Origin of the sequence: Arthrobacter sp. fls2-241-R2A-200 (assembly GCF_030209745.1) — a bacterium.
GTDB lineage: Bacteria > Actinomycetota > Actinomycetes > Actinomycetales > Micrococcaceae > Arthrobacter.
The window spans coordinates 245,496-271,772 of the sequence record NZ_JARVRJ010000001.1 but is presented as its reverse complement, the minus strand read 5'-3'; the positions used below and the strand labels follow the sequence as shown (position 1 = coordinate 271,772).

At 63.1% G+C, this 26,277-nt stretch carries 27 protein-coding genes and 1 riboswitch; of the genes, 8 read left to right on the top strand and 19 right to left on the bottom strand.

Annotation, left to right across the window (positions count from 1 at the left end; translation table 11 throughout):
* Position 1: 1 nt before the first annotated feature.
* The 9 genes from QRN42_RS01265 to QRN42_RS01225 form a co-directional block, all read right to left on the bottom strand.
* Positions 2–1,291, bottom strand: coding sequence for an ABC transporter permease (locus QRN42_RS01265; protein ID WP_284974348.1), 1,290 nt, complete (start codon positions 1,289–1,291; stop codon positions 2–4).
* Positions 1,288–2,625, bottom strand: coding sequence for an ABC transporter permease (locus tag QRN42_RS01260; RefSeq protein WP_284974347.1), 1,338 nt, complete (start codon positions 2,623–2,625; stop codon positions 1,288–1,290). Before QRN42_RS01260 ends, QRN42_RS01265 begins: the two co-directional genes overlap by 4 nt.
* Positions 2,615–4,135, bottom strand: coding sequence for an ABC transporter ATP-binding protein (locus tag QRN42_RS01255; RefSeq protein ID WP_284974346.1), 1,521 nt, complete (start codon positions 4,133–4,135; stop codon positions 2,615–2,617). Before QRN42_RS01255 ends, QRN42_RS01260 begins: the two co-directional genes overlap by 11 nt.
* Before the next feature lie 126 nt (positions 4,136–4,261).
* On the bottom strand, positions 4,262–5,368 hold the full coding sequence (locus QRN42_RS01250) for a BMP family lipoprotein (RefSeq protein ID WP_284974345.1): 1,107 nt from the start codon (positions 5,366–5,368) through the stop codon (positions 4,262–4,264).
* A gap of 233 nt (positions 5,369–5,601) precedes the next feature.
* A complete protein-coding gene (locus tag QRN42_RS01245; RefSeq protein WP_284977646.1) occupies positions 5,602–6,618 on the bottom strand; it encodes an NADP-dependent oxidoreductase in 1,017 nt (338 codons plus the stop codon).
* Entirely contained in the window at positions 6,615–7,046 is a 432-nt protein-coding gene (locus QRN42_RS01240; RefSeq protein WP_284974343.1) for an organic hydroperoxide resistance protein, read from the bottom strand. The genes QRN42_RS01245 and QRN42_RS01240 overlap by 4 nt, the downstream gene beginning before the upstream one ends.
* 55 nt (positions 7,047–7,101) lie before the next feature.
* Positions 7,102–7,536, bottom strand: coding sequence for a MarR family winged helix-turn-helix transcriptional regulator (locus QRN42_RS01235; protein ID WP_284974342.1), 435 nt, complete (start codon positions 7,534–7,536; stop codon positions 7,102–7,104).
* Between the two features lie 100 nt (positions 7,537–7,636).
* Positions 7,637–8,842 (bottom strand): amidohydrolase, encoded by a 1,206-nt coding sequence (locus QRN42_RS01230; RefSeq protein WP_284974341.1) that lies wholly within the window; start codon positions 8,840–8,842, stop codon positions 7,637–7,639.
* A 149-nt stretch (positions 8,843–8,991) separates the two neighbouring features.
* Entirely contained in the window at positions 8,992–10,125 is a 1,134-nt protein-coding gene (locus QRN42_RS01225) for a mannose-1-phosphate guanylyltransferase (protein ID WP_284974340.1), read from the bottom strand.
* A gap of 251 nt (positions 10,126–10,376) precedes the next feature.
* On the opposite strand from QRN42_RS01225, the gene sdhC reads away from it, so the two are divergent.
* From sdhC to QRN42_RS01200, 5 genes are all read left to right on the top strand, one after another.
* Positions 10,377–10,757 carry a succinate dehydrogenase, cytochrome b556 subunit gene (gene sdhC / locus QRN42_RS01220; RefSeq protein WP_284974339.1) on the top strand — a complete coding sequence of 127 codons (381 nt, stop codon included), beginning with the start codon at positions 10,377–10,379 and terminating at the stop codon, positions 10,755–10,757.
* A gap of 2 nt (positions 10,758–10,759) precedes the next feature.
* Complete coding sequence (locus QRN42_RS01215; protein ID WP_284974338.1) at positions 10,760–11,236, top strand: succinate dehydrogenase hydrophobic membrane anchor subunit; 477 nt, start codon at positions 10,760–10,762, stop codon at positions 11,234–11,236.
* 98 nt (positions 11,237–11,334) lie between these two features.
* Positions 11,335–13,134: a succinate dehydrogenase flavoprotein subunit gene (gene sdhA / locus QRN42_RS01210; RefSeq protein WP_284977645.1), complete on the top strand. Its 1,800-nt coding sequence runs from the start codon at positions 11,335–11,337 to the stop codon at positions 13,132–13,134.
* The gene (locus QRN42_RS01205; RefSeq protein WP_284974336.1) at positions 13,134–13,916 is read left to right on the top strand and encodes a succinate dehydrogenase iron-sulfur subunit; all 783 of its coding nucleotides are present in this window, start codon (positions 13,134–13,136) and stop codon (positions 13,914–13,916) included. Before sdhA ends, QRN42_RS01205 begins: the two co-directional genes overlap by 1 nt.
* 127 nt (positions 13,917–14,043) lie before the next feature.
* Positions 14,044–14,820 carry an alpha/beta hydrolase family protein gene (locus QRN42_RS01200; RefSeq protein WP_284977644.1) on the top strand — a complete coding sequence of 259 codons (777 nt, stop codon included), beginning with the start codon at positions 14,044–14,046 and terminating at the stop codon, positions 14,818–14,820.
* 3 nt (positions 14,821–14,823) lie between these two features.
* Here QRN42_RS01200 and QRN42_RS01195 read toward each other — a convergent pair whose 3' ends face one another.
* The 10 genes from QRN42_RS01195 to glyA all read right to left on the bottom strand — a co-directional run bounded on the left by QRN42_RS01195 (position 14,824) and on the right by glyA (position 23,837).
* Positions 14,824–15,909, bottom strand: coding sequence for a YihY/virulence factor BrkB family protein (locus QRN42_RS01195; RefSeq protein ID WP_284977643.1), 1,086 nt, complete (start codon positions 15,907–15,909; stop codon positions 14,824–14,826).
* Positions 15,881–16,513 carry a 2'-5' RNA ligase family protein gene (locus QRN42_RS01190; protein ID WP_284977642.1) on the bottom strand — a complete coding sequence of 211 codons (633 nt, stop codon included), beginning with the start codon at positions 16,511–16,513 and terminating at the stop codon, positions 15,881–15,883. The genes QRN42_RS01195 and QRN42_RS01190 overlap by 29 nt, the downstream gene beginning before the upstream one ends.
* A 4-nt stretch (positions 16,514–16,517) precedes the next feature.
* Positions 16,518–17,639 (bottom strand): tryptophan--tRNA ligase, encoded by a 1,122-nt coding sequence (gene trpS / locus QRN42_RS01185; protein ID WP_284977641.1) that lies wholly within the window; start codon positions 17,637–17,639, stop codon positions 16,518–16,520.
* A gap of 19 nt (positions 17,640–17,658) precedes the next feature.
* The gene (locus tag QRN42_RS01180) at positions 17,659–18,492 is read right to left on the bottom strand and encodes an exodeoxyribonuclease III (protein ID WP_284977640.1); all 834 of its coding nucleotides are present in this window, start codon (positions 18,490–18,492) and stop codon (positions 17,659–17,661) included.
* 10 nt (positions 18,493–18,502) lie between these two features.
* Positions 18,503–19,066 carry a hypothetical protein gene (locus tag QRN42_RS01175; protein ID WP_284977639.1) on the bottom strand — a complete coding sequence of 188 codons (564 nt, stop codon included), beginning with the start codon at positions 19,064–19,066 and terminating at the stop codon, positions 18,503–18,505.
* 63 nt (positions 19,067–19,129) lie between these two features.
* On the bottom strand, positions 19,130–19,486 hold the full coding sequence (locus QRN42_RS01170) for an SHOCT domain-containing protein (protein WP_284977638.1): 357 nt from the start codon (positions 19,484–19,486) through the stop codon (positions 19,130–19,132).
* A gap of 167 nt (positions 19,487–19,653) precedes the next feature.
* A complete protein-coding gene (locus QRN42_RS01165; protein WP_284974328.1) occupies positions 19,654–20,319 on the bottom strand; it encodes a response regulator transcription factor in 666 nt (221 codons plus the stop codon).
* Positions 20,316–21,500, bottom strand: coding sequence for a sensor histidine kinase (locus tag QRN42_RS01160; RefSeq protein ID WP_284977637.1), 1,185 nt, complete (start codon positions 21,498–21,500; stop codon positions 20,316–20,318). The genes QRN42_RS01165 and QRN42_RS01160 overlap by 4 nt, the downstream gene beginning before the upstream one ends.
* Before the next feature lie 119 nt (positions 21,501–21,619).
* Positions 21,620–22,513, bottom strand: a complete 894-nt coding sequence (locus tag QRN42_RS01155) for a bifunctional methylenetetrahydrofolate dehydrogenase/methenyltetrahydrofolate cyclohydrolase (protein WP_284977636.1) — start codon at positions 22,511–22,513, stop codon at positions 21,620–21,622.
* Positions 22,514–22,541: 28 nt separating this feature from the next.
* Positions 22,542–23,837: a serine hydroxymethyltransferase gene (gene glyA, locus QRN42_RS01150; protein ID WP_284977635.1), complete on the bottom strand. Its 1,296-nt coding sequence runs from the start codon at positions 23,835–23,837 to the stop codon at positions 22,542–22,544.
* Between the two features lie 117 nt (positions 23,838–23,954).
* A riboswitch (ZMP/ZTP riboswitch) is annotated at positions 23,955–24,040 on the bottom strand.
* A gap of 35 nt (positions 24,041–24,075) precedes the next feature.
* On the opposite strand from glyA, the gene purU reads away from it, so the two are divergent.
* The 3 genes from purU (at position 24,076) to QRN42_RS01135 (ending at position 26,200) form a co-directional block, all read left to right on the top strand.
* Positions 24,076–24,927, top strand: coding sequence for a formyltetrahydrofolate deformylase (gene purU, locus QRN42_RS01145; protein ID WP_284977634.1), 852 nt, complete (start codon positions 24,076–24,078; stop codon positions 24,925–24,927).
* 45 nt (positions 24,928–24,972) lie between these two features.
* Positions 24,973–25,602, top strand: a complete 630-nt coding sequence (locus QRN42_RS01140; RefSeq protein ID WP_284977633.1) for a class I SAM-dependent methyltransferase — start codon at positions 24,973–24,975, stop codon at positions 25,600–25,602.
* 76 nt (positions 25,603–25,678) lie between these two features.
* A complete protein-coding gene (locus QRN42_RS01135) occupies positions 25,679–26,200 on the top strand; it encodes a gamma carbonic anhydrase family protein (RefSeq protein WP_284977632.1) in 522 nt (173 codons plus the stop codon).
* Positions 26,201–26,277: the final 77 nt, after the last annotated feature.

Here is a 26,277-nt window from a genome sequence, read left to right as displayed (position 1 = left end):
CTCAACCTTTCACGTACGGTATGCCGCTGGCAGCCGGTGGCCGCGACCTGCCCACCAAACCGGCGACGGCGAAGATGGTCACCAAATACGGCAGCATGGCCATGAACTGGCTCGGCACGGGCGTTCCGATGATGCCAAGGATCGACTGCAGGTTGTAGGCGAAGCCGAACAGCAGCGAGGCCAGGAACGCACCGATCGGGTTCCAACGGCCAAAGATCAATGCTGCCAAGGCGATGAAGCCGCGGCCGCCTGAGATTTCCTTGGTGAAGGAATCGATGGTCACCAACGTGAACACAGCACCACCGATGCCTGCGATGGCACCGCCCAAGGTCACGTTCCAAAAACGGGTGGCGTTGACGTTGATCCCCATGGTGTCCGCCGCTTGCGGGTGTTCGCCGACGGCGCGGACGCGCAGCCCCCAACGGGTCTTGAAGAGGCCGAACCACACCACGGCAACAGCCACATACATCAGGTAACCCGCAACGGACTGCTTGAACAAGATGGGCCCGATGATCGGAATGTCGGAAAGCAGCGGGATCGGCAGGATATCCAAGCGGCCCGGAGTGTTGAACTGGTCCTTATTCGGAGCCATGACCGTGCCGAACAGGAAGCCGGTGAGGCCGGACACCAGGACGTTCAGCACCACGCCCACAATGATCTGGTTGACCAGATACTTGATGCTGAAAACCGCCAACACCATGGAGACGGCAGCCCCGGCGCCTGCGGCGGCCAGTAGGCCCACGTACGGGCTGCCCGTTACTGTCGCGACCAAGGCCGCAGTGAAGGCCCCACCCAGCAACTGGCCCTCAATGGCGATATTGACGACGCCGACGCGCTCGCACAGCACACCGGAGAGGGAACCGAAGACCAAGGGAACGGCAAGGGTCACGGAACCGGCGATCAGCCCGGCAAGGGAAATCGATGGCTGGCGGGCACCGGCAACGATCCAGAGGAGCACCGCAAAAACGAAGACCACGGAGAACGCAATGGGCAGCCACCTGGGCGAGCGGGTGTTCCGGGTCCAGAGGTAGATCGAGTACGCAGCCATCGCGAGCAGCAGTATGCCGAGCACGATGCCGCCCACTTGGCCTGGAATCAACAGCGCGGGGACCGCTACAGCGTCACCGGGATCGCTGATCTTCATCTCGGCAGTCTGCCCAGGGCCCAGCAGGCCGAAGAACACCAGTGCAATCACGGCCAATACGCCGAGTGTCAGGGGGACCTTCATAGAAGGCCGGAACGCAGGCAGGGCTGTTGCCCCTGGGGCGGAAGCTGTGGATGTTGCGCTCACTTGGCACCTCCGGAGGCGTGTGCAAGGGCAGCTTTCGGGGCTGCCTTGGTCTTCTTGTTTTTCTTCTTGGGTTCAAGCCGGAATATCGACCGAATCAGGGGTGGCGCAGCGATGAACAGCACGATGAGCGATTGCACCACCAGCACGATGTCGATCGGTGTTCCGGTCTGGATCTGCATTTGCACCGCTCCTGCGCGGAAAGCGCCGAACAGCAACCCTGCAAAGAAGGTCCCCCACGGGGTGCTGCGCCCCAGCAGGGCAACAGTGATGGCGTCGAAGCCTATCTGGGCTGCAATACCGCCCGTGAGCACCTTCTCCGTACCGGCTACTTGGGCAACCCCGCCGAAAGCGGCAAGGGCTCCGGCAAGGGCCATGACCAAGATCGTTGCCCGGGATACTTTGACTCCGGCAGTGCGCGCGGCGATGGGGTTGGCGCCAACGGCACGGAATTCGAAGCCAATGGTGGATCGGTTCAGCATCCACCACACACCGTAGGTCAGCAGGACTGCAACCAGGAAGCCCAAGTGGAGGCGGGACCCTGGAATAAGGATCGGGTACGTTGCGGAATCATCCAGGCGCGGCGAAATCGGGCTGTTGTCTCCAGCGCGGCGGAAGGCTGCGGTATTCAACAGGAAGTCCAGCAGGAACAAAGCAACGTAATTGAGCATGATGGTGACAATCACCTCGTGCGCGCCGGTTCGTGCCTTGAGGACGCCAACCAACGCGCCCCACGCAGCACCGCCAAGGACGCCCATGATCACTACCACCAGCAGGTGCAGGCCGAATGGGAGGTGCCAAGCGAACCCGACATAAGCTCCGAGGGTGGCGCTGATGATGATCTGCCCCTGCGCACCGATGTTAAACAGGCCCGCCCGGAAGGCCAAAGCCACGCCCAGGCCAGCGCAAATCAGCGGCGTTGCCACTGTCATGGTTTCCAACAGCGGCTGCAAGCCTTGGCGCGGGTTGAACACTGAGCCCTGGAAGAGCGCGATGTAGCTCTTGGTCATGGCACTCCACGCTGCCGACAGGAAGTCCCCTGGTCGAGCAAAGAAGTAGCCTGCAGTTTTCGCCACGGCGGCGTCGGTGCTGGCAATCAGCAGACCACCGAGAATCAGCGCCACGATGACGGCCAGAACGGACACGAAACCGTTGCCCATCACGATTTTCCGGATCACGCTGTCCTGCTCGTGGCCGGGATCTCCGCTCTGCGAAGAAACGGGCACGATCGCCGGGGCCAGGGCTCCCCCGGCGGTGTCGAGAGCGACATCCGCCGCGCGTACTTCCGACGTCGATTCAGCTGGCTGGGTCTCATCGGACCGGTGCTTACTTGTCATCGGAGCCTCCTTCCGGGCCGACGCCGGCCATCATCAAGCCAAGGGTGTCCCTGGGTGTGTCCGCAGGCACGATGCCCACGAGTTTGCCCTTATAGAGCACCGCAATCCGGTCTGCGAGCTCAACCACCTCATCGAGTTCGGTGGAGACGATCATGACCGGTGTTCCGACGTCGCGCTCGGCGACAATGCGCTTGTGCAGGAACTCGATGGAGCCCACATCCACGCCACGCGTGGGCTGGCTGGCAATGAACAACCGCAGCGGCCGCGATAACTCACGGGCCATGACCACTTTTTGTTGGTTACCGCCGGATAATGTTCCGGCCGCAGATCCCGCCGAGGGGGTTCGGATATCGAATTCCTCGATCTTGGCTTTGGCATTCTCCACCACTTTGGCCGGCTTCATGCTGATGCCGCTCGCGAACGGAGCCTGGTCATACAGGTCCAGGACAAGGTTCTCGGCGACGGAGAACGGCCCCACCAACCCGTCAACGGTGCGGTCTTCGGGAACAAAGCCGACGCCGGAGCGCAGGACTTCCTTGACCGGAAGGCCCAGCAGTTGCTTGCCGTCGAGGGTGACCGAACCAGTGACGTGTTCCTGCACGCCAAGGATGGCTTCGGTCAGTTCCGTTTGGCCGTTCCCTTGGACGCCCGCAACAGCGAGGATCTCGCCCTGGGCAATGTCAAAGCTGATGCCGTCCACCACGTTGGTGCCGTTGGCTGCACGGACAGTCAGGTTTTCGACGACGAACGTGGTCTCCTTGGGCTGCGCCGGGGCCTTGTCGAGGCTAAGGCTCACCGGACGGCCGACCATCATGGATGCCAATTCGGTGGCCGACGCCGTAGGAGGCGCATCGCCTACCACCTTGCCGCGGCGGATCACGGTGATGACGTCAGAAACGGCCTGGACTTCGCGCAACTTGTGCGAGATGAAGACGATGGAGGTGCCCCCTGCCTTCAGTTGCCTCATGATGTCCAGGAGCTCGTCCGTTTCCTGAGGCGTCAGGACCGCCGTCGGCTCGTCCAGGATGAGCACCTTGGCCTCACGGACCAGGGCCTTGATGATTTCGACGCGTTGCTGGACGCCGACCGGTAGGTCCTCCACCAAAGCGTCGGGATCGACGTCGAACCCGTACTTTTTGGAGATTTCACGGATCTTCGTGCGGGTCTCGTCCATGCTGAGGACCCCGCCGAAGGAGGTAGGCTCCGCGCCGAGGGCCACATTTTCGGCGACCGTGAAAACGGGAACCAGCATGAAGTGCTGGTGGACCATGCCGATACCTGCAGCCATGGCGTCCGCGGGGCCCCGGAAGCTGACCGGACGGTCGTCCACCAGGATCTGGCCGGCCGTGGGTTCGTACAGGCCATACAGCACGTTCATGAGTGTTGATTTGCCCGCACCATTCTCGCCGAGGAGGCAATGGATCTGGGCGGATTCGACCACGAGGTCGATGTCTTGGTTGGCGTAGAAGGTCCCGAAAGCTTTCGAGATCCCCTTCAATTCGAGTTTCACAACTCCACCGTTCTGTGAGTCCGAGGGACGGCGAACAGCCCAACAGCCTGAGGCTTTGAGCCAATGCTAGTCAAAAACACGCCGCCAGTACCGGGGCTCGGTACTGGCGGCGCGTCCAGGAATTGCCTACTTCTTAGGGCTGGCCGCCGATTGCACAACCAACTTGCCGGAAACGATGTCCGCCTTCAGCGCGTTCACCTCGGACTTGGTATCCGATGAAACAGCCGAGTCGAGATCGTGGAACGGGGCGATCGCCACGCCGTTGTTGGCAAGCGTGCCAACGTAAGCGGCGTTAGTGAACTTTCCGTCCTTGTCGTCCTTGACCACCGTTTCAACGGCGTCACCCATCTGCTTGACCACGGAAGTCAGCATGAGGTCCTTGTATTCAGGGGCCGTCAGGTAGCCGTCGGAGTCAACCCAGATGAGCTTGACGTCCTTGCCCGCTGCCTTCGCTTCCTTCAGGGCTGCGCCAGCACCCTTGCCCACCGGACCGGCCACGGGCATCACGATGTCCGCGCCCTGGTCCAGGAGGTTCTTGGTGACCTGCTTGCCGGTGTCCTGCTTTTCGAAGTCACCGGTAAACGAGCCGTCCTGGGTGGTCTTGTCCCAGCCAATAACCTGCACGGACTTGCCCTTGGCTTTGTTGTACGCCTGGACGCCGTCGTAGAAACCGTCCATGAAGATGGTCACGGTGGGAATCTTGATACCGCCGAAGGTTCCCACCTTGCCGGTCTTGGTGGTGGCCGCCGCCGTGTAGCCTGCCAAGTAGGCGGCCTGGGCGGTGTCGTAGACCACTGGCTTCACGTTGGCGATGGGGTCCGTGTACGTGTAGTCAATGATGGCGAAGTGCTTGTCCGTGTTCTTCTGGGCGGCAGCCTTGGTGGCATCTCCCAACAGGAAGCCGACTGTGATGGTCAAGTTGCAGTTGGCCGACATCATGCCGTTGAGGTTGGTCTCAAAGTCGCTGTTGGACTTGGACTCAGCGGACTTGGTGGTGATGCCCAGGTCCTTCTCGGTCTTCTTCAGGCCATCGTAGGAGGACTGGTTGAAGGACTGGTCATCGAATCCGCCGGAGTCCGAGACGATGCAACCCACGTAGTTACTGGCGCTGTTGCTGCTGGAGTTGGAATCGGGCGCTTGCCCGCAGCCAGTCAGCAAAAGGGCGGCTGCGCCTGCTGTGGCGACACCGGCCAGAGAACCGCGCTTCAGGGTGGCACGCAGTGGTTTCTTCAATTTTCCTCCAGGAAAAAGTGATTGGCGCTACGACTGATGGTCAATGAGTGTCCATTTCCTAAACCTGAGGCAGAAATTCTGTTTTCACTGATGCTCGCAGCCGCGCCGAGGGCGCATTGATGACACCAACTTTAGTGGCCTGAAACACACCCTGATAGCACAAATCCCTGAGGAGAAGCAGATTGTTGACCTTTTGTTACCAACCCTTGGCGGGGAGCCCAGGTGCCACCATGCTAGAGCCGCACGAGCATCTTGCCGGTGTTGGCGCCGTCGAGCAGGTCAATGAACGCCTGCGGCGCGTTCTCGAGACCGTCCACTATGGTTTCGTCGTAGCTTACTGAACCGTCGGCAAGCCAGCCGGCCATCTTCTGCGCAAACTCGGCGGCATGCTGGCGCTGGCCGCCCACCAGGAAGCCACGCAACGTCAGCTGCTTGCCAATGGCTACCGCCAGGTTTCGCGGTGCGGCCGGGGGCTCGGTGGAGTTGTACTGCGAAATGGCACCGCACATGGCCACCCGACCGCCCACAGTGAGTGTGGCCAGCGCCGCTTCCAGGTGATCGCCGCCCACGTTATCGAAGTAGACATCGATGCCGCGCTCCCCCGCTGCTTCACGCAGTTGGTCCAGGACCGGGGCATCGTTGTAGTTGAAGGCCGAGTCGAAGCCCAGCTCCAAGAGCCGGGCAACCTTCTCCGCGGATCCGGCGCTGCCGATCACCTTTGAGGCACCCATGGCCTTGGCGATCTGGCCCACCATCGAACCGACGGCACCAGCGGCGCCAGAGACGAAGACAACGTCTCCTTCCTTGAATTCGGCGACCTTCAACAGGCCGGCATAGGCGGTCAGCCCGGTCATGCCCAAAGCACCGAGGAAAGCGGAGGTGGGAGCGAGCCCGCTCGGCACCGGAGTGGTAGCCGTAGCGTCCACCACCGCATATTCGCGCCATCCCAGTGAATGCACGACGACGTCACCCACCTTGTGCGCGTCCGAACGTGACGCGATCACCTCGCCCACCGCACCGCCGTCGAGCGCTGCATCCACTTGGAAGGGCGCCGAGTAGGACTTGACGTCATTCATGCGGCCGCGCATGTACGGGTCCACGGACATGAACTGGTTGCGCACCAGGAGCTGCCCATCGGCCAGCTCCTGCAACGGTGTGACAGCCAAGCGGAAGTTTTCCGGCGTCGGGCGGCCAACCGGCCGGGAAGCGAGCTGGATTTCGCGGGTTTCCACGGGAGTCACGGCGCTCATGCTGCGAACTCCACGAGCTTGAGGTCCACGGCCATGTTGCCGCGCGTGGCGTTGGAGTATGGGCAGACCTGGTGGGCCTTCGCCATCAGTTTCTCCGCCGTTTCGCGGTCAAGGGCCGGCAGGGCGATCTCGAGCTCGGCAGCCAGTCCGTAGCCTTCGCTGTCAGGCAGCGCACCGAAGTGGATTTTGGCGGCAACGGCGGAGTCACTGAGGTCAACGCGTTCCTTGCGACCCACCATCCGGAGTGCCGAGTGGAAGCAGGCAGCATAGCCGGCGGCGAACAACTGCTCAGGGTTGGTGCCTTGTCCGTTGCCGCCCAGTTCCACCGGGCTTGCCAGTGCGACGTCGAGCTTGCCGTCATTGGTGCGGGCGCTGCCGTCGCGCCCTTCGCCGGAGGCAAGTGCCTCAGCCGTGTAAAGAGTCTTCATCGTGTTTCCGTTTCTCTTTGACAATGATGTCTTGGGTGTCTTGGGTGGGAAGTTCTCAGAGTGAGCTGTTCAGGGCTGCGGTCAGTTTGCCCAAGGTGTTGTGCAGTTGCTCAATCTCCGCGGCGGAGAGGCCTGCGGCATCGGCGAGACGCTGGGGCACAGCCCCCGCCCGGGCGCTGAGGGCCGTTCCGGCATCGGTCAGAACGACGTCGACGCGCCTCTCGTCTTCAGCTGAGCGGCGGCGCTGGACCAGCCCCATGCCCTCAAGCCGCTTCAACAGGGGCGATAACGTGCCGGAATCGAGACCAAGCTCGGCCCCGAGTTCCCGCACGCTCCGCGGTTCCTGTTCCCAGAGCACCAGCATGACCAGGTACTGCGGGTAGGTCAGCCCCAACTCTTCCAGGACCGGCCGGTAGACCGCCGTCGCCGCTTTGGATGCCGAGTACAGCGCGAAACAGACTTGGTGGCGGAGCCTGGGTGCATCACTCATGATCCAAACGATAGCGCACAATTCAATTGTGCACAACTCAACTCCATGCGGTTCACGCACTCTCATGGTCCACACAACTAAGTACGGGCCTAGGTTGGAACTACTGCTCCAGATCGCGGATAGTGCGGAGGGCAGCGGCAGTGAGGACGCGGATGGCATAGCCGAGCGCGCGTTCATCCACGATGAAGTCACCACGGTGGAGGTCGTACTCCTCGCCGCCGGGCGTGTGGGTGCCCAGGCGCATCATGGCGCCGGGAAGGTCCGCGAGGAACCACGCGAAGTCCTCGCCACCCATGGACTGCGGCGTCAGGACCACCGCTTTCTCACCCAACTCGGCCCGTGCGGAGGCTTCGATCAGGGCCGTCTCATGCTCCGAGTTGACCACAGGAGGCACGCCGCGGGTGTGCTCGAGATGCACGTCCACGCCATACGGTGCCGCCACCTGCTTCACGACGTCGTCCAGCAACTCGCCCGCGCTGTGCCAGGCCTCGCGATCCAGGCAACGCATGGTTCCGGCCATGTAACCCGACCCGGGAATGGCATTGGGGGCCGAACCTGCGGAAATCTGGCCCCAGACCACGGAAACACCGCTGCGCACATCCACGCGGCGCGAGAGCACGGCGGGAACATTGACGGCAATTTGTGCCAGCGCGAACACCAGGTCTTCGGTCAGGTGTGGCCTGGAGGTATGCCCTCCTCGTCCGGAAAGCTCAATCTTGATGGTGTCCGACGCCGAGGTGATCGCGCCGATGCGGGTACCGATCTGGCCCACGTTGATTCGCGGATCGCAGTGCAAGGCGAGGATCCGCGGCACACCCTCCAAGACGCCCTGTTCGATGCAGGACAAGGCCCCGCCGGGCATGGTTTCCTCGGCAGGCTGGAAGATGATCCGGACCGTACCGCCGAGCGGATTGTTTTTGTGCATCCGCTGCAGCGTCAGGGCAATCCCGAGCATGGCGGTGGTGTGGACGTCGTGCCCGCAGGCGTGGGTAACGCCGTGGTTCTTTGACGCGAACGGCAGCCCGGTCTCCTCGATGATCGGAAGTGCGTCGATATCGCCGCGGAGGGCTGTGCCAATCGGGCCCTCACCGACGTCAACCGTCAGCCCGGTACCTTCGAGCCGCCGTGGCTTCAGCCCAGCGGCTTCGAGTCGCTCCACGAGCTTGTCCGTGGTGCGGAATTCCTTGAAGGAAAGTTCGGGGTGCGCATGGAGGTCACGCCGGAATTCGATGAGTCCGGGAAGGAGCTCGTCAACCCAAGGACTCACAACGGGGGCCGGCTCGGTTTCAGTCGTGTAATTGCGCACGTCACAACTCTAGCCATGCAAGCGCTCGGAGGAACGAAAGCAACCTCTTGGTTACGCCACGTTCAGCTGCGGGACTACCAAGGACGTGGCTCACGGTATAAACACTCACGGTATAAACACCGGCACAAGTACCGGTGTTTACCCCAGCGTTAGAGCACGTCCGTATCGCCGCTGGCTTTGAGCGCGTCCACCGTGCCCTTGACGAGCTGCGCGTGCTCCTTGGTGGTCACCAGCAGCGCGTCCGGAGTATCCACGATGACGACGTCCTTGATACCGATAAGGGCAATAACGCGCTTGGTATCGGAAACCACCACGCCGCTGGCGTTTTCCGCGAACACGCGGGCGCCTTCACCAAGAACGGTGACCTCGTCGACGTCGCCCGCGTTGTTCAGGCGGCCAATGGCGGCAAAGTCGCCGACGTCGTCCCAACGGAAAGTACCGGGCACGACGGCGACGTCCCCGGCTTCCGCTGCGGGCTCGGCCACTGCGTAGTCGATGGCAATCTTGGGCAAGGTGGGCCAAATACGGGACGTAACCTCGGCGCGCCGGGGAGTGTCCCATGCCTCCGCGATTTCCTGCAGACCCGCGAAGAGCTCGGGCTGGTTGGCCTCCAGGTGCCGCAGCATGAGCGCCACGGGCGCAACGAACATCCCTGCATTCCAGACGTAGTCGCCGGCCTCGACGTACTTGTTGGCAACTTCCTGGCTGGGCTTTTCCACGAATTCGGCGACAGCCATGGCGTTAGGGGCGCCTTCGACGTTGAGTGCCGCCCCGGAGCGGATGTATCCGAACCCCGTGGACGGGTGCGTCGGCTTGATACCGATGGTGACGATCTTGCCGGTGGCGGCCGTGTAGATCGCCTCGCGAACGGCTTCTTGGAAGAGGTCGTCGGGACTGATGACCTGGTCCGCGGCAAAGGAGCCCATGATTGTTTCCGGATCGCGGCGGTGCAAGATCGCAGCAGCAAGTCCGATCGCGGCGCCCGAGTCCTTGGGTTCGCTTTCGAGAACCATCTCGTCCTCGCCCACCTCCGGGAGCTGGCGGCACACTGCTGCCCGGTGGGCCTCGCCGGTCACCACGAGCACGCGGGAACCCGCCAGCGGTTCGAGTCGGTCGTAGGTGGCCCTCAACAAGGTGCTGCCGGAACCTGTCAGGTCATGCAGGAACTTAGGGGCAGCGGCACGCGAGAGAGGCCATAGCCGGGTCCCCACACCACCCGCCGGGATCACGGCGTGGAAGCGGCCCAAGGGCGATTCCTGGATTTTCGCGTCGTCTGTACTCACCGCAACACTTTATCCGACAGCACCGGCAAGCCCTGCAGAACGCGACACATGTGGCGTTCGTCTCAGGGAATGACCAAAACTGCCTAGAACACTGCGGAGTGGTTGAACCATGAACGAGCGAAGTAGGGCCTAAATTGAATAAGCTGTTAGCGAAGCCTAGATTTAGGCGTGAGCTACGAGTGCTCTCGCAGCAGGCGTTTCCCCGCGTGGATCCCATGCCAGCGCCGCTGTGTTGCAGGAAGGTTTAATCAGTGCCGACAAAACCAGCTGGCACCTTGTACCGCGGCCGTGAAGGCATGTGGTCCTGGGTTGGACACCGAATTACCGGTGTAGTGATCTTTTTCTTCTTGTTGGTCCATGTGCTGGACACCTCATTGGTGCGCGTGTCCCCTGAGGCCTACACGGCCGTGATTGGCGCCTACAAGAACCCCCTGATGGCCATTGGTGAAACAGGCTTGGTCGCTGCGATTGTCTTCCACGCTTTCAACGGCCTGCGCGTCATCGCCATCGACTTCTGGAAGAAGGGCGCCAAGTACCAGCGGCAGATGCTGTGGACCGTGCTTATTCTTTGGGTGGTCGTCTTCGGTGCATTCGCCGTCCGCCACTTGTCCCTGGCACTGGGAGGCCACTGACCATGACCACCATCGAATCCCCACGCAGTGGAAAAATCGGCTCAGGGAAGATCGCCCCGAAGTACAACCGCAGTGGTCACAGCCGCGGCAACTTCGAGATGATCGCCTGGCTCTTCATGCGCCTCTCCGGCGTCGTCCTGGTAGTGCTCATCTTCGGTCACCTGTTCGTGAACCTCATGGTGGGCCAGGGCATCCACGCGATCGACTTCGGCTTCGTTGCAGGTAAGTGGGCCGATCCGTTCTGGCAGTTTTGGGACCTCGCCATGCTGTGGCTTGCCATGCTGCACGGCACCAACGGCGTCCGCACGATCATCAACGACTACGCCGAAAGGGACGCCACCCGCTTCTGGCTCAAGGGTGTCCTCTACGCCGCAGCCTTCGTCATCATCATCCTGGGCACGTTGGTGATCTTCACCTTCAACCCGTGCCCGGTCGTCAACGGCGTTCAGCTGCCCGGCGGTTTCTGCCCGGCGCCTTAGCGGACCGCGCCGCGGCTTTCCGCTGCGGCTGGCCACGCCTGAAGTAGCGGAGCAGCCTCCGCCGACCATCTGAATTTTTGAAAGAGAGAGCATCTGGTATGCAGGTCCATAAGTACGACGTCGTCATTGTCGGTGCAGGTGGCGCCGGCATGCGCGCCGCGATCGAGTCCGGTCAGCGTGCACGCACAGCGGTACTGACCAAGCTCTACCCCACCCGCTCGCACACCGGTGCGGCACAGGGTGGCATGTGTGCAGCACTGGCCAACGTCGAAGAAGACAACTGGGAATGGCACACCTTTGACACCATCAAGGGTGGCGACTACCTGGTTGACCAGGACGCAGCCGAGGTCATGGCGAAGGAAGCCATCGACGCCGTGCTGGACCTGGAGAAGATGGGTTTGCCGTTCAACCGCACGCCCGAAGGCCGGATCGACCAGCGCCGCTTTGGTGGCCACACCCGTGACCACGGCAAGGCCCCCGTCCGCCGGGCATGCTACGCCGCAGACCGTACCGGCCACATGATCCTGCAGACCCTCTACCAAAACTGTGTCAAGCACAACGTTGAGTTCTATAACGAGTACTACGTCCTTGACCTGCTGATCGTCGAAGAGGACGCCGTTCGCGAGGACGGTACCCCCTACAAGCAGAAGCGCGTTGCCGGCGTCGTCTCCTACGACCTCGCATCAGGCGAACTGCACGTGTTCCAGGCCAAGTCCGTGGTGTTCGCTTCAGGTGGCGCCGGCAAGGTCTTCAAGACCACGTCCAACGCCCACACCCTTACCGGTGATGGCATGGGCATCGCGTTCCGCCGCGGCATCCCGTTGGAGGACATGGAGTTCTTCCAGTTCCACCCGACCGGTCTTGCCGGCTTGGGCATCCTCCTCACCGAGGGTGCGCGTGGTGAAGGTGCCATCCTGCGTAACTCCGAGGGTGAGCGCTTCATGGAGCGTTACGCCCCCACCATCAAGGACTTGGCTCCCCGTGACATCGTGGCCCGCGCCATGGCGAATGAAGTCCGTGAAGGCCGCGGCTGTGGCCCGAACAAGGACTACGTCCTCCTGGACCTGACCCACCTTGAGCCGGCGCACATCGAGGCAAAGCTTCCGGACATCACCGAGTTCGCCCGCACCTACCTGGGCGTGGAACCGTTCACGGACCCGGTGCCGGTGTTCCCCACGGCGCACTACGCCATGGGCGGCATCCCCACCAACATCACCACCGAGGTGCTGCAGGACAACGACACGATCGTTCCGGGACTCTACGCTGCCGGTGAAGTTGCCTGTGTATCCGTGCACGGCTCCAACCGCTTGGGCACCAACTCGCTTCTGGACATCAACGTGTTCGGCAAGCGCGCCGGCATCGCCGCCGCGGAGTACTCCAAGACGGCTGACTACGTGGAGCTGCCGGCGGACCCCGAAGCGATGACCCGCAGCATCCTGGACGGTTTGTTGACCGGTACCGGAACCGAACGCGTCGCCCAGATCCGTAAGGAACTGCAGGAGACCATGGACGCCAACATGCAGGTGTTCCGTACCAAGGAGTCCTTGGAGCAGGTCCTTCGGGATATTGCGTCCTTCGAGGAGCGCTACAAGAACGTCACCGTCCAGGACAAGGGCAAGCGCTTCAACCTTGACCTCCTGGAAGCAGTGGAATTGGGCTTCCTCCTGGACATGGCCAAGGTCATGACCGTCGGTGCCCTGCACCGCGAAGAATCGCGCGGTGGACACTACCGCGAGGACTTCCCGGAACGCGATGATGAAAACTTCATGAAGCACTCCATGGCATACCTTGACACTTCCGTCACCGCCGCGTCCTCGGCGGAATCGGTTGCGGGCATCCGTCTTGAGACCAAGCCCGTCATCTTCACCCGTTACGAGCCGATGGAGCGTAAGTACTAATGACGACCGAAATGGCAGAGCCCGCATCCAAGATCGAGCTCCCGGCAAGCGTCGCCGGCGACGGTGAAATCCCCACCTTCCACATCACCCTCCGCGTCCGCCGCTACGATCCGGAAATCTCGGAAGAGGCACGCTGGGATGATTACAAGCTGACCATGTACGGCACGGACCGTGTGCTGGATGCCCTTCACAAGGTCAAGTGGGAGATTGACGGCAGCGTTTCCTTCCGCCGCTCCTGCGCCCACGGCGTGTGTGGGTCCGATGCCATGCGCATCAATGGCCGCAACCGCCTCGCCTGCAAGACCCTCCTGAAGGACCTGGACACGTCCAAGCCCATCACGGTGGAACCGATCAAGGGTCTCCCCGTGGAGAAGGACCTGATCGTGGACATGGAGCCGTTCTTCCAGTCCTTCCGTGAGGTCATGCCGTTCCTGATCAACAAGGGCCACGAACCCACCAAGGAGCGCCTGCAGTCCGTTGAGGACCGTGAACGCTTCGATGACACCACCAAGTGCATCCTGTGTGCAGCCTGCACCTCGTCCTGCCCGGTCTTCTGGACCGACGGTCAGTACTTCGGCCCGGCAGCGATTGTGAACGCCCACCGCTTCATCTTCGATTCCCGTGACGACGCCGGCGACATGCGCCTTGAGATCCTGAACGACAAAGAAGGCGTGTGGCGTTGCCGCACCACCTTCAACTGCTCCGAAGCATGCCCGCGTGGCATCCAGGTGACCAAGGCCATTGCCGAGGTCAAGCAGGCAATCCTGTCCCGCAAGATCTAGCTGGACCGCACTAAAGAACAGCACGACGACGGCGCCGCTCACCACTGCTGGTGACGGCGCCGACGTCGTTAATCCGGACTCCCCCAGTGAGTTCACAACAAGGCAGCCCAAACCCTAGGAGAATAGCGTGTCGCGCCCTGAGAAGATCAGCTTCGTTGGAAGTACCGGCGATGTGCTGGCCGGCGTCGTGGACGTTCCTGAGGGTCCCCTGCGGGGGTGGGGCGTGTACTCGCACGGCCTGACCCTCGGTAAGGACAGCCCCGCTGCCTCACGCATCTGCAAAGGGTTGGCCGAGCAAGGTATAGGCATGCTGCGCTTTGACAACCTGGGGCTGGGAGGCTCCGGCGGGGAATGGTCCGCGGGATCATTCAGCGTAAAGGTTGCAGACACCATCTTGGCTGCGGCGTTCATGCAGGAACAGGGCCGCAGGATCAGCCTGCTGGTGGGACATTCGTTCGGAGGGGCAGCAGTGCTCGCCGCTGCGCGCGACATCCCGGGCCTGAATGCTGTGGTGACAGTGGGCGCGCCCTATGAGCCCAAGCACGTCGAGCACATGTTCGACACCGAAATAGACGCCATCCTTCGCGATGGCAGCGCGGTAGTGGATCTGGGCGGCCGCCCCATGGAAGTCCGCCGCCACTTTGTCGAAGACGTGGAAAAGGCCGATCTGCGGGACTGTATCCGGGGTCTCCACAAGCCTCTGATGGTGATGCACTCCCCCACCGACAACACGGTGGGGATCGACAACGCCAGCGAGATCTTCCGCACCGCGAGGCATCCCCGGAGTTTCATCTCCTTGGAAGGCAGCGAACATTTGCTCACGGGCAAGGGCCAAGCTGCACGGGTTGCCCGGATCATCAGCGCGTGGGCAGACCCGTATCTGGAACTCCCTGTAACCGTCTAGCTCCTACGTGTGGGGCGTTACCCGCCGCGAGCCGAGGATTTTGGTTCGCTGGGCGGTGGCTGACCCGTCGTCGGCCTCCCGGATAGCGGACCACGAGGCAGAGACGAGGTAGACCTGGCTGACCAGGTTGAACCAGATCAGCAAACCTATGATGATGGCGAACGAGGCGAGGACCGGGTTGTGACCGGCCCGCGCCAGGTGTTCGGTGCTGAAAAGCTGCAGTATGGTGGTTCCCACCCCGGCGAGGGCCACTCCTTCGACGAACGCCCGGCGACCCAACGCCAGCCCGGCTGCGACGCGGAACAGCACCGCCGCCGTCGTGCAGTTCAGCAAGAGCGGAACCACGATCTTGACCACTGCGGCAAGGGGCCCAGACACGGCCACGTCCAATGGCAGAAGACCGATGACCCAGTCCGCCGCGGTGCCGAAGACCAGCGACGCCCCTGAGCTGACCACCAGGAGCACTCCGAGGAGTAGGAGGGTTCCTGCGTCGATGAGTTTTTGGAGGATGGGATTACGTTGCAGGGGTCCGGCCTCTGTCACGGCGCGCAGGCCCTCCCGGACGCTGGCAATCCAGCCCAGGGAGGTGAAGACAGTGACGACGGCGGCGATCACTGCGGTCCAGCCAAGCCCGGCCGGATTGAGCAGCGATTGCGGATCCACCAAGCCTTTTCCGCCGTTGACCGCCAGCAGGCCAGGCGCCGCAGCTGCGACGCTGCTGATCACGGCGCCTTCGAGCACCGGATCACCGCCGAGGACGATCCCGGTGATGGCGAACCCTGTAGTCAGGAGGCCTGTCACCGAGAAGAACATGGTGAAACCGATACCGGCGCTCAACAGGGGTCCATGCTGGCGGGTGTACTGCTGGAACGAGCGCATTGCACGGTTGGTGTTCAGCTTCGCGACGACCAAAGCCAGGAACACGCCGGCCTTCTTAGGCAACGCATCGCCGGCAAGTTTCGCTTGGCCCCAGTCTTGCCTCTTGCGCAGGAACTCAAGTTTCAGTTGCGCCCGCTCAGTTGGAAGTGGCGGACCGTCCGTCTCTTTCGCCGGGTTCCGCTTACCGTTCTTGGTCAGTATCGCCGCCAAAGTCGAGCTCTTCCCGTAGCTGCCAAATTCCGTTGCTGTCGTGCTCGTAAAGTCCCATGCTAACCACCGGAAAGGTGGCGCGGTAATCACTGAGCACCGTCTCGGCCTCATCGAGGCTTTCCTGCCCGACGTCGTGAGCGACCGTGACGTGGGGGTGGTACGGAAAGGGAAGGCTCCGTTCGAGAGGACCGCTTTGGAGCTTCTCGTGCAATTTCACGCACTCCTCGAAGCCTTCTTCGACATTGACAAACACCACCGGTGAAACGGGCCGGAATGATCCGGTGCCCGAAATGGTGACGGTGAAAGGCTCCTGGAAGCGGGCAACCTCCCGGACGTGCTCGATGGTGGCGGTCCAGTCCTGGGTGGGGGTTGTGGTGATCAACGTGATGTGGGCAGGAATGACCTCGGCCATGGGATCGCCAAACGAGGCCCGCCATTCCCGCAGTTCGCGGGCCACGTCGGCCGGGAAGCCAAGGATCACTCCCACGCACATGGTGTGGCCGGCACCGCAGTCGACACGGGCGACGGCGGTCTGTCGCGCATTGTCCGGACCGGCACCCCTGCGGGTGTCGGTCCTGACGTTGAGCTGGCCAGCTGCGCACATGGAGTTAGCGGACTCCCTGTTCGCCGTTTGAAGCAATTCCACGATAGGGAAGGAAACCGACCCGCGAGTAGACGTCGGCGAGGGTGGCGGATGCAATTTCCCGTGCCTTGTCCGCCCCGTGGGCCAAGAGACGGTCAAGTTCTGCCGGATCCGCGAGCAGCTCGTTGGCGCGTTCCCTGATCGGTGCAAGGTGCCCCGAGACCAGCTCCGCCAGGTCCACCTTGAGGTGCCCGTACATTTTTCCTTGGTAGTCAGCCACGATTTTCTGCACTGGCTTGCCGCTGATCGCCGAATAAATGCTCAGCAGGTTTGACACGCCCGGCTTGTTCTCGCGGTCGTAACGGATCTCCGTCTCGGTATCGGTCACTGCCGACTTGATGCGCTTGGCCACCGTTTTGGGATCATCCAACAGGTTGATCAGCCCGGCCGGGGATTCCGCGGACTTCGACATCTTGGCCGTGGGGTTCTGCAGATCGTAGATCTTGGCCGATTCCTTCTGGATGAAGGCCTCGGGGACTTGGAATGTCTCCCCGAACCGGCTGTTGAAGCGCTGCGCGAGATCCCGGCTCAATTCAACGTGCTGCCGCTGGTCTTCGCCCACCGGAACTCCGTGAGGCTGATACAGGAGGATGTCAGCGGCCTGCAGGATGGGGTAGGTGAACAAGCCCACGCTTGCCTGGTCCGAGCCCTGCTTCTGGGCTTTGTCCTTGAACTGGGTCATCCGGGCGGCCTCGCCCATTCCGGTGATGCAATTCAGCACCCAGGCAAGCTGGGCATGCTCCGGGACCTGGGACTGGACGAACAAGGTGCACTTGTCCACGTCCACGCCGCCGGCGATGTATTGGGCGGCAGTGACGCGGGTGCGCCGGGCCAGCTCAGCCGGGTCCTGCGGAACCGTGATGGCGTGCAGGTCCGGGATGAAGAAAACGGCATCGTACTCGTCCTGCATCCGGACCCAGTTGACCAAGGCGCCAAGGTAGTTGCCAAGGTGCAGGGAATCAGCGGAAGGCTGCATGCCGGACAGGACGCGATGCTTGGCTCCGGCTGCCGGTTTGCTGGACGCCGCTGCCCGGGCGGCCGTTGCAGTGACGTCCGAGCCGGTTTCAGTCGTAGTGGAACTAGTCATGGAGGATACTTTCAGAAGCTTAGAGCTGGTAGTCCACTACCAGCGGTGCGTGGTCAGAGAAGCGGGTGTCCCACGACGGCGCCCGGTCCACCACAGCCGAGAAGGCGGCTGCCGAGAAATCCGGTGTGGCCAAGTGGTAGTCGATGCGCCAGCCTGTGTCAGTGTCAAAGGCCTTACCGCGCTGGGACCACCAGGTGTAGGGGCCGGCGACATTACCTGCCAGGCCCCTGTGAACATCCCTCCATCCGATTTCTTCGCCGAAGAAGCGGTCAAAGTAGGCGCGCTCCTCCGGGAGGAAGCCGGCACGCTTGACGTTGCCCTTCCAGTTCTTGATGTCGAGTTCGGTGTGTCCGACGTTGAGGTCGCCGACCACCAAGGCGTGGTCGCTGTGCTTCGCGAGTTCCGGAAGCCGCGTGGTCATGGCGTCCAGGAAACGGAATTTGTCCTCCTGCTTGGGAGTTCCTGCTTCCCCGGAGTGCACATAGGCGCTGACCACGGAAAGGGTGCTGGACTCCCCCGCGGTGTTCCTAACGATGTAATCCGCTTCCACCCAGCGTCCGGAGGTATCGAAGTAGGGGTCGCCGATCCCGATCCGCGTGGCTGTGGGCTCTTCGCGGGAAGCGATGGCCACCCCTGCACGGCCTTTTGCCTCGGCCTCGGTGTGGAGGATGTGCCAGCCATCCCCGAGCAACGACCTCACGATGTCATCAGGAGCACGGACTTCCTGCAAGCAGAGGATGTCTACCTCGCGAGGCTCCAGCCATTCCGCCATGCCGTTCCTGTAGGCAGCCCGAAGGCCGTTGACGTTGACCGATGCGATGCGAAGGAAATCCTTCTTCAATGCCGTGCTCACCCGCTCTACTCTAGTCGATGATGGTTCCGGCCACGGGCTCGTCCGAGGGGTCGCCCGTCTTCATCATGTCCCGGGCATTGGTGGCCGTGATGGCTATGGTTTCCAGCGCCCGGTTGATGGTGTCCTGGTCGGCGGCGTCGCCCTTGGCGCGTTCCTGCTCCACCACCCGCACCTGGACCTGGACGATTTTGAACGAGTGGTCCAGCTTCAGGTCCCTGACATCGTCATTGTGGCTCCGCTCGGCTACCACCCGAGTTCCGCCGTTGTCTGCAACGCCCGACGACGCGCGGCCGGTCGCCGCCGTGAACGCATTATGCGCCTCGGTCAACTTGGCACCGGCGCGCTTGGCGGCCGTGCGGATGCTGAGCACCACGAACGTGGCCAAAACCAGCCAGCCGAACGCGACAACCGCCACGACCCAGCCCACGACGTCGTTCTTGTTGGCAGCGAAAATCACTGCCACCACGAACGCGATCAGCAAAACAGTCATGCCCAAGCCGCCAATTCGGAAGCCCTTGAACATGCCTTTGCCGGCAGCGGACGTGGACGGGCGCGAGTCACCAAGAGATTGCATACTTCAATTGTCGCAAACTCGAAATGGCTGCCGGGCCCCTTCCACGCATGGCGAACATGGGAGCTATTTCCCGGGCTGCGAGCGCAGGACCTCCAAGCGTTGCCGAAATTCGGTCTCATCGATTTCGCCGCGGGCGTAGCGCTCACGCAGCACGCTTTCAGCGCCCTGTGTCCCCGCCCAGTGGTGGTTGCGCCGCCACGTCCTGCGTCCCACGAAAATGAGCGTGCCGATCACGAGGATCCAGAACAGCGGGAACAGGAGGAAGAAGGGCCAAGCGGGTCCGCCTGCCCACGGGCCGTGGACGGCGGCGGCATCCTGCATCTGCGCCAGCGCACCACTTACGGTGCTTGCCTGCCCTGCAATTGATGCCTGCCCTGTGCTTATTACCTGCCCTGCTATTGATGCCAGTGCGGTGAACATGTCAGTGATCCAAACTCTTGCCGCCGGTGCCCGGCGCGAGCCGGCTTTCGGCTCTGGTTCGAGTCTTCCCGGCGGCGACTGGGGCGGCGTCCGCCGTCGGGAGGCACTTGGGGTATCACCGCTACTCCGGCGGTAGTCTCCCTACACCGCCTGGCTGCTCCAAACGCCTAGCTGCTCCAACCCGGCCGCACCAGCCCGGATTCGTAAGCGAGGACCACCAGTTGTGAACGGTCCCGGACCATGAGCTTGGTCATGATGCGCGAAACGTGGGTCTTGGCTGTGAGTGGTGTAATGAACAGCCGCTCCGCGATTTCGGCATTGTTCAGCCCCTCGCCCACCAAGGCCAGGACTTCCCGTTCGCGGTCTGTGACTTGGTCCAAGGGGATCGCCTTGCCCGCGGCACGGCTTTGTGAGGCCAACTGCGCCATGATTCGCCGTGTCACCGAGGGCGAAAGCAGGGCGTCGCCGTCGTGGACCACCCTGACGGCCCGGATCAATTCCGCGGGTTCGGTGTCTTTGACCAGGAAGCCCGCCGCGCCAGCCCGCACGGCCTCGGAAATGTACTCATCCAGCTCGAACGTGGTGAGAATAATGATCCGCGTGCCCGCCAACAACGGGTTGGCCAGGATCTCGCGGGTGGCGTTCAGGCCGTCCCCGCCGGGCATGCGGATGTCCATGAGGACCACGTCTGGTTGCTCGCGGGCGGCGAGGCGAACGGCGTCGGCCCCTGTTCCTGCCTCCCCCACCACCTCCATGTCCTGCTCAGCATCCAGGAGCGCGCGAAAACCCGCCCGGATGAGGGTTTGGTCGTCGGCAAGTAGGATGCGGATCACGGGCGGTTCCCTTCGAGGTGTATCGGGAGGGCCGCTTCCACCCGCAAGCCGGGCTGCAATTCACGCACAGTGAGGGTACCGCCCATGGCGCCTGCCCTCTCCTTCATTCCCGTCAAACCATTGCCCGGGAGCGCTCCACGCATGCCGCCGCCGTCGTCGTCGACGGTCACCGTCAGCGCCCCGGCGGTCGGGCCACTACCGGTCTGGCCAAGACGCACGACGGCGGAGCTGGCACCTGAGTGCCTGCCGACGTTGGTCAGGGCTTCCTGGATGATCCTGTACGCCGCCTCCTGCTGGGCGGGGCCGATGAGCTGATGGTCCGAGTTGTCCTGCAGCGTGACCCGCAGGCCGCCCAACTCTGCGTTCTTGGCCAGCGCTGGAAGTCCGGCCAACGTGGGTTTGGCCGCGGGGACCAACGGGGCGTCTTCGCGCAGCACGCCGAGGAGTTGCCGGACTTCCGTCAGGGACTCCTTGCTGGCTGCTTTGATGGCTTCCAACGCAGGGCGGAGTTTCTCGGGATCGTCCGCGCCGACGTGCAACGCCACGGATGCCTGCACATTGATCATGGAGAGGGAGTGGGCTACGACGTCATGGATGTCCCGGGCAAGGGTGAGCCGGTACTCGTCCCGTTCCGCTTTCTGTGCCGCCTCCCGCCGTCGTCGGTACTCAGCGAACCGTTCGCCGCGTCGCCGGAATGCTTGCCCCAGCAGCACCAGGATGGCAGCCCAGGCCACACCTGCGGAGGCACGCAGGGGCCAGTTCGGATCGCCGCTCACCGCCGCGCCTACGACGACGGCCCCCGCAGCGATCCCCGCGCCGAGCCACGCTTGCCACCGCAGGCCCGCGGCAGCCGTGAGGACGATGGACAGGGCCAGGGATAAAGCGATCGGACCCCAGGCGTAGCCCAGGGCGAGGTAGCCTGCCGTGGCCAGGAAGGCAACGGGGAACATGGCAAGAGGTGCACGGCGGCGGAAAGCCAAAGCGGCGGGGCCGGCCAGGAGCAGCAGCATCGCGGCGATGTCCAGGGGCCGGGCCGAGTCCTGATGGCGCGCGGAGATGAGTGTTCCCACCACTTGGATGGCCGCCACCGTGATCACAATGAAGCTGGTGGGCGGACCCGCAAAACGGCGATATCTCCGGGGCTCAGCTGCGCCCCGGAGCGCAGGAAAACTCGGCTGCATACACCGAGCCTAGCCGCGGGTGGTCCGGGCGTCGTCAGGTTAACGGAGCAGGGCGCCTACTCCGTGGGGAGTAGGCGCCCTGCTTTTGTTAAGCCCTCTGTTCTTAAGCCATGCTGTTGTTACGCGATGCCGGCTTGGCGCTCGGCGCTCTCCACCACATTGGCGAGCAGCATGGCTCGGGTCATCGGGCCAACACCGCCCGGGTTCGGGGACAGCCAGGCGGCGACGTCGGCCGCGGCCGGGTCCACGTCTCCGGTGACCACAGCCTTGCCGTTGCCGTCGTCCACACGGCTGACGCCGACGTCGAGCACGATTGCACCCGGCTTGAGGTCTTCAGCCTTGATCATGTGCGGCACACCTGCTGCCGCGATGACGACGTCGGCCTGCCTGAGTTCTGCGGGCAGGTCCACCGTTCCGGTGTGGGCAAGGATGACCGTTGCGTTGACTTCCTTGCGGGTCAACAGAAGCCCGATCGGACGGCCAATGGTCACTCCACGGCCAACCACCAGGACCCGCTTGCCCTTGAGCTCGATGTTGTGGCGGCGCAGCAACTCCACACAGCCCTTCGGCGTGCAGGGAAGCGGCGACTTCATCACACCATTGACGTTGGCCACCAACCGGCCAAGGTTCATCGGGTGCAGGCCATCGGCGTCCTTGTCAGGGTCCATGGCCTCCAGGATGACGTCCTGGTCGATGTGCTTTGGCAACGGAAGTTGGACGATGTACCCGGTGCATTCCGGGTTCTCGTTGAGCTCGCGGACAACTTTCAGGAGGTCTTCCTGGCTGATGTCCTCGGGCAGGTCCCTGCGAATTGACTGGATGCCAACCTCAGCGCAATCCTTGTGCTTGCCTCCGACGTACCAAGTGCTGCCCGGGTCCGAGCCCACCAGGATGGTGCCCAGGCCAGGAACGATTCCCTTGGCCGCCAGTGCGGAGACGCGAGTGGTCAGTTCTGCTTTGATGGCTGCGGCGGTGGCCTTGCCATCGAGGACCTGTGCGGTGGATTGTGTCATTCCATCTGCTCTTTCTGGTGGTAACCCGTTACCACTGCTCGTGCTGCGGGTACAGCGGGAAGTCCGCGGCGAGCCTGTCCACGCGGGCCTGGAGGGCTTCGACATCCGTGGCGGAGCCTGCCTTCAGGGCGGTTGCGATGATCTCGGCAACCTCGGTGAACTCGGCGGCGCCGAATCCGCGGGTGGCCAAGGCCGGGGTACCGATGCGGAGGCCGGAGGTGACCATAGGCGGGCGGGGGTCGAACGGAACGGCGTTGCGGTTCACGGTGATGCCCACGGAGTGCAGGAGGTCTTCGGCCTGCTGGCCGTCCAGCTGCGAGTTACGCAGGTCAACCAGGACCAGGTGAACGTCGGTGCCGCCGGTGAGGACCGAGACGCCCGCTTCGGCGACGTCGGACTGGTTCAGGCGGTCGGCGATGATCTTGGCACCCTCAAGCACACGCTCCTGGCGCTCCTTGAATTCTTCGCTGCCGGCGATCTTGAAGGCAACGGCCTTGGCTGCGATGACGTGCATCAGCGGCCCGCCCTGTTGGCCCGGGAAGACGTTGGAGTTGAGCTTCTTGGCCCATTCCTGCTTAGCGAGGATCACGCCGGAACGCGGACCGGCGAGGGTCTTGTGGACCGTGGAGGTAACGACGTCGGAGTGCGGCACCGGGCTCGGGTGCAAGCCTGCTGCGACGAGGCCGGCGAAGTGCGCCATGTCCGTCCACAGGAGTGCGCCAACTTCGTCGGCGATGGAACGGAAAGCGGCGAAGTCGAGGTGGCGCGGGTACGCGGACCAACCGGCGATGATGACCTGCGGCTTCTCTGCGATGGCCTGCTCGCGGAGCTTGTCCATGTCGATGCGGAAGGTGTCTTCTTCAACCTGGTAGGCCGCTACGTTGTAGAGCTTGCCGGAGAAGTTGAGCTTCATGCCGTGTGTCAGGTGGCCGCCGTGGGCCAGGGACAGGCCAAGGATCTTATCGCCCGGGGTGATCATGGCTGACAGGGCTGCAGCGTTAGCCTGTGCACCGGAGTGCGGCTGGACGTTGGCGTACTCGGCGTCGAACAGTTCCTTGACGCGGTCGATGGCGAGCTGCTCAGCGACGTCGACGTATTCGCAACCGCCGTAGTAGCGGCGGCCCGGGTAGCCCTCGGCGTACTTGTTGGTCAGGACGGAGCCCTGTGCCTCCATGACAGCGCGGGGTGCGAAGTTTTCGGACGCAATCATTTCCAGGGTGCCGCGCTGGCGGCCGAGTTCCTGGTTGAGGACTGCTGCGATCTCGGGATCGAGATCGGCGAGCGACTGGTTACTGACAGACGCGGAAGTGGTTGTGGTAGTCACGGAGATCTCCTGGCTAGGCAACGGGTAGTGCTACAGGTCAGGCTACCGGCAGCTGCATTCCCGAGTCGCGTTGATGACGGCGGAATCGGTCACGTTTATGTGCGGCGGTAAGACATGACCCTCGGCCCAGGCGTACGATCCGTGGTCTTCATGATTGCCGCTCCCTGGTGGTAGTCCACCCAACGCCAGTTGCGACCCGTTAACAGTACAACAAGGCAGCACGGGTAGGCTTGTCGGCGTGACTGACTCCACCGCTTTTGTTGTAACACTGTCCTGCCCCGACCGTCCCGGCATCGTCCATGCGGTAGCCGGAGCCCTCCTTGGCGCCGGTTGCAACATCACCGACTCCCAGCAGTACGGCAGCCCAAGCACGGGTAACTTCTTCATGCGGGTGGAGGCAACGACGTCGTCAACCGAAGCGGAGCTGACGGCGGCCCTACAGCCGGTCGCCGAGTCGTTCGGCATGACCTGGCAGGTCAACCCGGTAGGCCGGAAGGTCCGCACCATCATCCTGTGTTCCAAGGATGCCCACTGCCTCAATGACCTCCTGTTCGCCCAGCGCACAGGAACCCTGCCCATCGAGATCCCGGCCATCGTCTCCAACCACCGGGACCTTGAGGAACTCGCCGACTTCTACGGCATCCCCTTCCACCACATCCCGGTCACGCCGGAAACCAAGCCACAGGCGGAGGCAGAGCTGCTGAAGCTGATCGCGCAGAACGACGTCGAACTGACCGTCCTTGCCCGGTACATGCAGGTCCTCTCCAACGATCTCTGCACCGAACTGAACGGCCGGGCCATCAACATCCACCACTCCTTCCTGCCCTCGTTCAAGGGAGCCAAGCCGTATCACCAGGCCCATGCCCGCGGGGTGAAAATCATCGGCGCCACTGCCCACTACGTGACGGCGGACTTGGATGAAGGTCCCATCATCGAGCAGGAAGTCATCCGTGTTGACCACGCCCGGACGCCCGCCCAGTTCGTTCAGATGGGCCGGGACGTGGAGGGCCGAACCTTGGCCCAAGCCGTGCAGTGGCACGCCGAACACCGCGTGCTGCTCGATGGCACCCGGACGGTCGTGTTCAACTAACCCCTCACCCGGCCCCGCTGCCGTCCCCCGAACTAAGCTGTAACTATGCGACCGGTCCAATCGTTGACGCCGGAGCGGGTGGAGTGCCGGGAATGGTTCATCCGGCTGCTAAAGTCCGAGCACCGGCGATCCGTGCTTGAGTTGGGCTGCGGTGCGGGCCTTGAGGGTTTGGCCTTCGTCCGCGCCGGCATGCATTACTGCGGTGTGGACCGCTCCGACGACAGCGTTCGGCTGGCCCGGGGCGCCGGGCTCAACGCTTCGGTTGCGCGCGGGCAGGACCTGCCCTTCGTTGACGGTTCGTTTTCAGCCGCTTGGGCCATGGACACCCTCGCGCACGTGCCCAACAGCAGGATTCACGACGTCGTCAGCCAGCTCGTGCGCGTAACGGCGCCTGGCGCGCCAATCGCCGTCGGGCTTTGGTCAGGTGACGATGACGAAACACTGAACCTCGAGGAGCTCGAAGAACCCCGTCGCTTCCTCAGCCACCGCAGCGACCCAACCGTCAATCGGCTCTTTGGGGAGCACGGCACCGTGGAACGCTTCCGGACGTGGCCGGAGGATGCCGGCGCGGAGTCAGGCCCCGGCGCCGACAACACAGGGCGGCACTACCAGTTCCTGGTCCTTCGTACCCCCGTACCCAACCAAGCCCCGCACCCAACTAGGCCACACACCTAACTAGGGGACAGATAACGCCCCTCTGAGCGCTCGTAGCGACGTTTGCTGTTCCCTAGTTGGGAAATAAGCTGGGCCTATGGCTCCCTCTTACACATTTGCCGGGGAAACCCCGGACATCCACGAATCCGCATTTGTTGCACCCACCGCCTCGATCATCGGAAAGGCCACGCTGGCCCGGGATTCCAGCGCCTTCTACGGCGTCTCCGTCCGGGCTGATACCGCGGCCATCAAGGTTGGAGCGGGATCGAACCTGCAGGACAACGTGGTCCTTCACGCCGATCCCGGATTCCCCTGCACGGTGGGCGAGCGCGTGTCGGTGGGGCACAGCGCCGTCGTCCATGGCTGCACTGTGGAGGACGACTGCCTCATCGGAATGAGCGCAACCATCCTTAACGGTGCCGTGATCGGCGCCGGTTCCCTTATTGCCGCCGGCGCCGTTGTCCTGGAGGGCACGGTTATTCCCCCCCGATCGCTCGTCGCCGGGGTCCCGGCCAAAGTGCGGCGCGAACTGACCGACGAAGAGTTCGACGGCGTCAAGCGCAACGCGGCCCACTACAAGGAACTCGCTGCCGCGCACAGGGCGATGCACGGGGCTTAAACGACGATTGCCAGGCCCGCTCTGCGCACTTACCAAGGGTTTTAGGGTGCAGAGCGGGCCTGGCAACGCGGGAGATT

Bases quoted from the DNA above. Each gene is read 5' to 3' on its own strand.
- QRN42_RS01240 (WP_284974343.1), bottom strand. From the start codon at position 7,046: ATGAAGACTCTTTACACGGCTGAGGCACTTGCCTCCGGCGAAGGGCGC.
- QRN42_RS01170 (WP_284977638.1), bottom strand. From the start codon at position 19,486: ATGTTCACCGCACTGGCATCAATAGCAGGGCAGGTAATAAGCACAGGG.
- trpS (WP_284977641.1), bottom strand. From the start codon at position 17,639: ATGACTAGTTCCACTACGACTGAAACCGGCTCGGACGTCACTGCAACG.
- QRN42_RS01190 (WP_284977642.1), bottom strand. From the start codon at position 16,513: ATGTGCGCAGCTGGCCAGCTCAACGTCAGGACCGACACCCGCAGGGGT.
- QRN42_RS01245 (WP_284977646.1), bottom strand. From the start codon at position 6,618: ATGAGCGCCGTGACTCCCGTGGAAACCCGCGAAATCCAGCTCGCTTCC.
- QRN42_RS01260 (WP_284974347.1), bottom strand. From the start codon at position 2,625: ATGACAAGTAAGCACCGGTCCGATGAGACCCAGCCAGCTGAATCGACG.
- QRN42_RS01135 (WP_284977632.1), top strand. From the start codon at position 25,679: ATGGCTCCCTCTTACACATTTGCCGGGGAAACCCCGGACATCCACGAA.
- QRN42_RS01160 (WP_284977637.1), bottom strand. From the start codon at position 21,500: ATGCAGCCGAGTTTTCCTGCGCTCCGGGGCGCAGCTGAGCCCCGGAGA.
- sdhA (WP_284977645.1), top strand. From the start codon at position 11,335: ATGCAGGTCCATAAGTACGACGTCGTCATTGTCGGTGCAGGTGGCGCC.
- QRN42_RS01205 (WP_284974336.1), top strand. From the start codon at position 13,134: ATGACGACCGAAATGGCAGAGCCCGCATCCAAGATCGAGCTCCCGGCA.
- QRN42_RS01235 (WP_284974342.1), bottom strand. From the start codon at position 7,536: ATGAGTGATGCACCCAGGCTCCGCCACCAAGTCTGTTTCGCGCTGTAC.
- QRN42_RS01175 (WP_284977639.1), bottom strand. From the start codon at position 19,066: ATGCAATCTCTTGGTGACTCGCGCCCGTCCACGTCCGCTGCCGGCAAA.
- QRN42_RS01215 (WP_284974338.1), top strand. From the start codon at position 10,760: ATGACCACCATCGAATCCCCACGCAGTGGAAAAATCGGCTCAGGGAAG.
- QRN42_RS01155 (WP_284977636.1), bottom strand. From the start codon at position 22,513: ATGACACAATCCACCGCACAGGTCCTCGATGGCAAGGCCACCGCCGCA.
- QRN42_RS01140 (WP_284977633.1), top strand. From the start codon at position 24,973: ATGCGACCGGTCCAATCGTTGACGCCGGAGCGGGTGGAGTGCCGGGAA.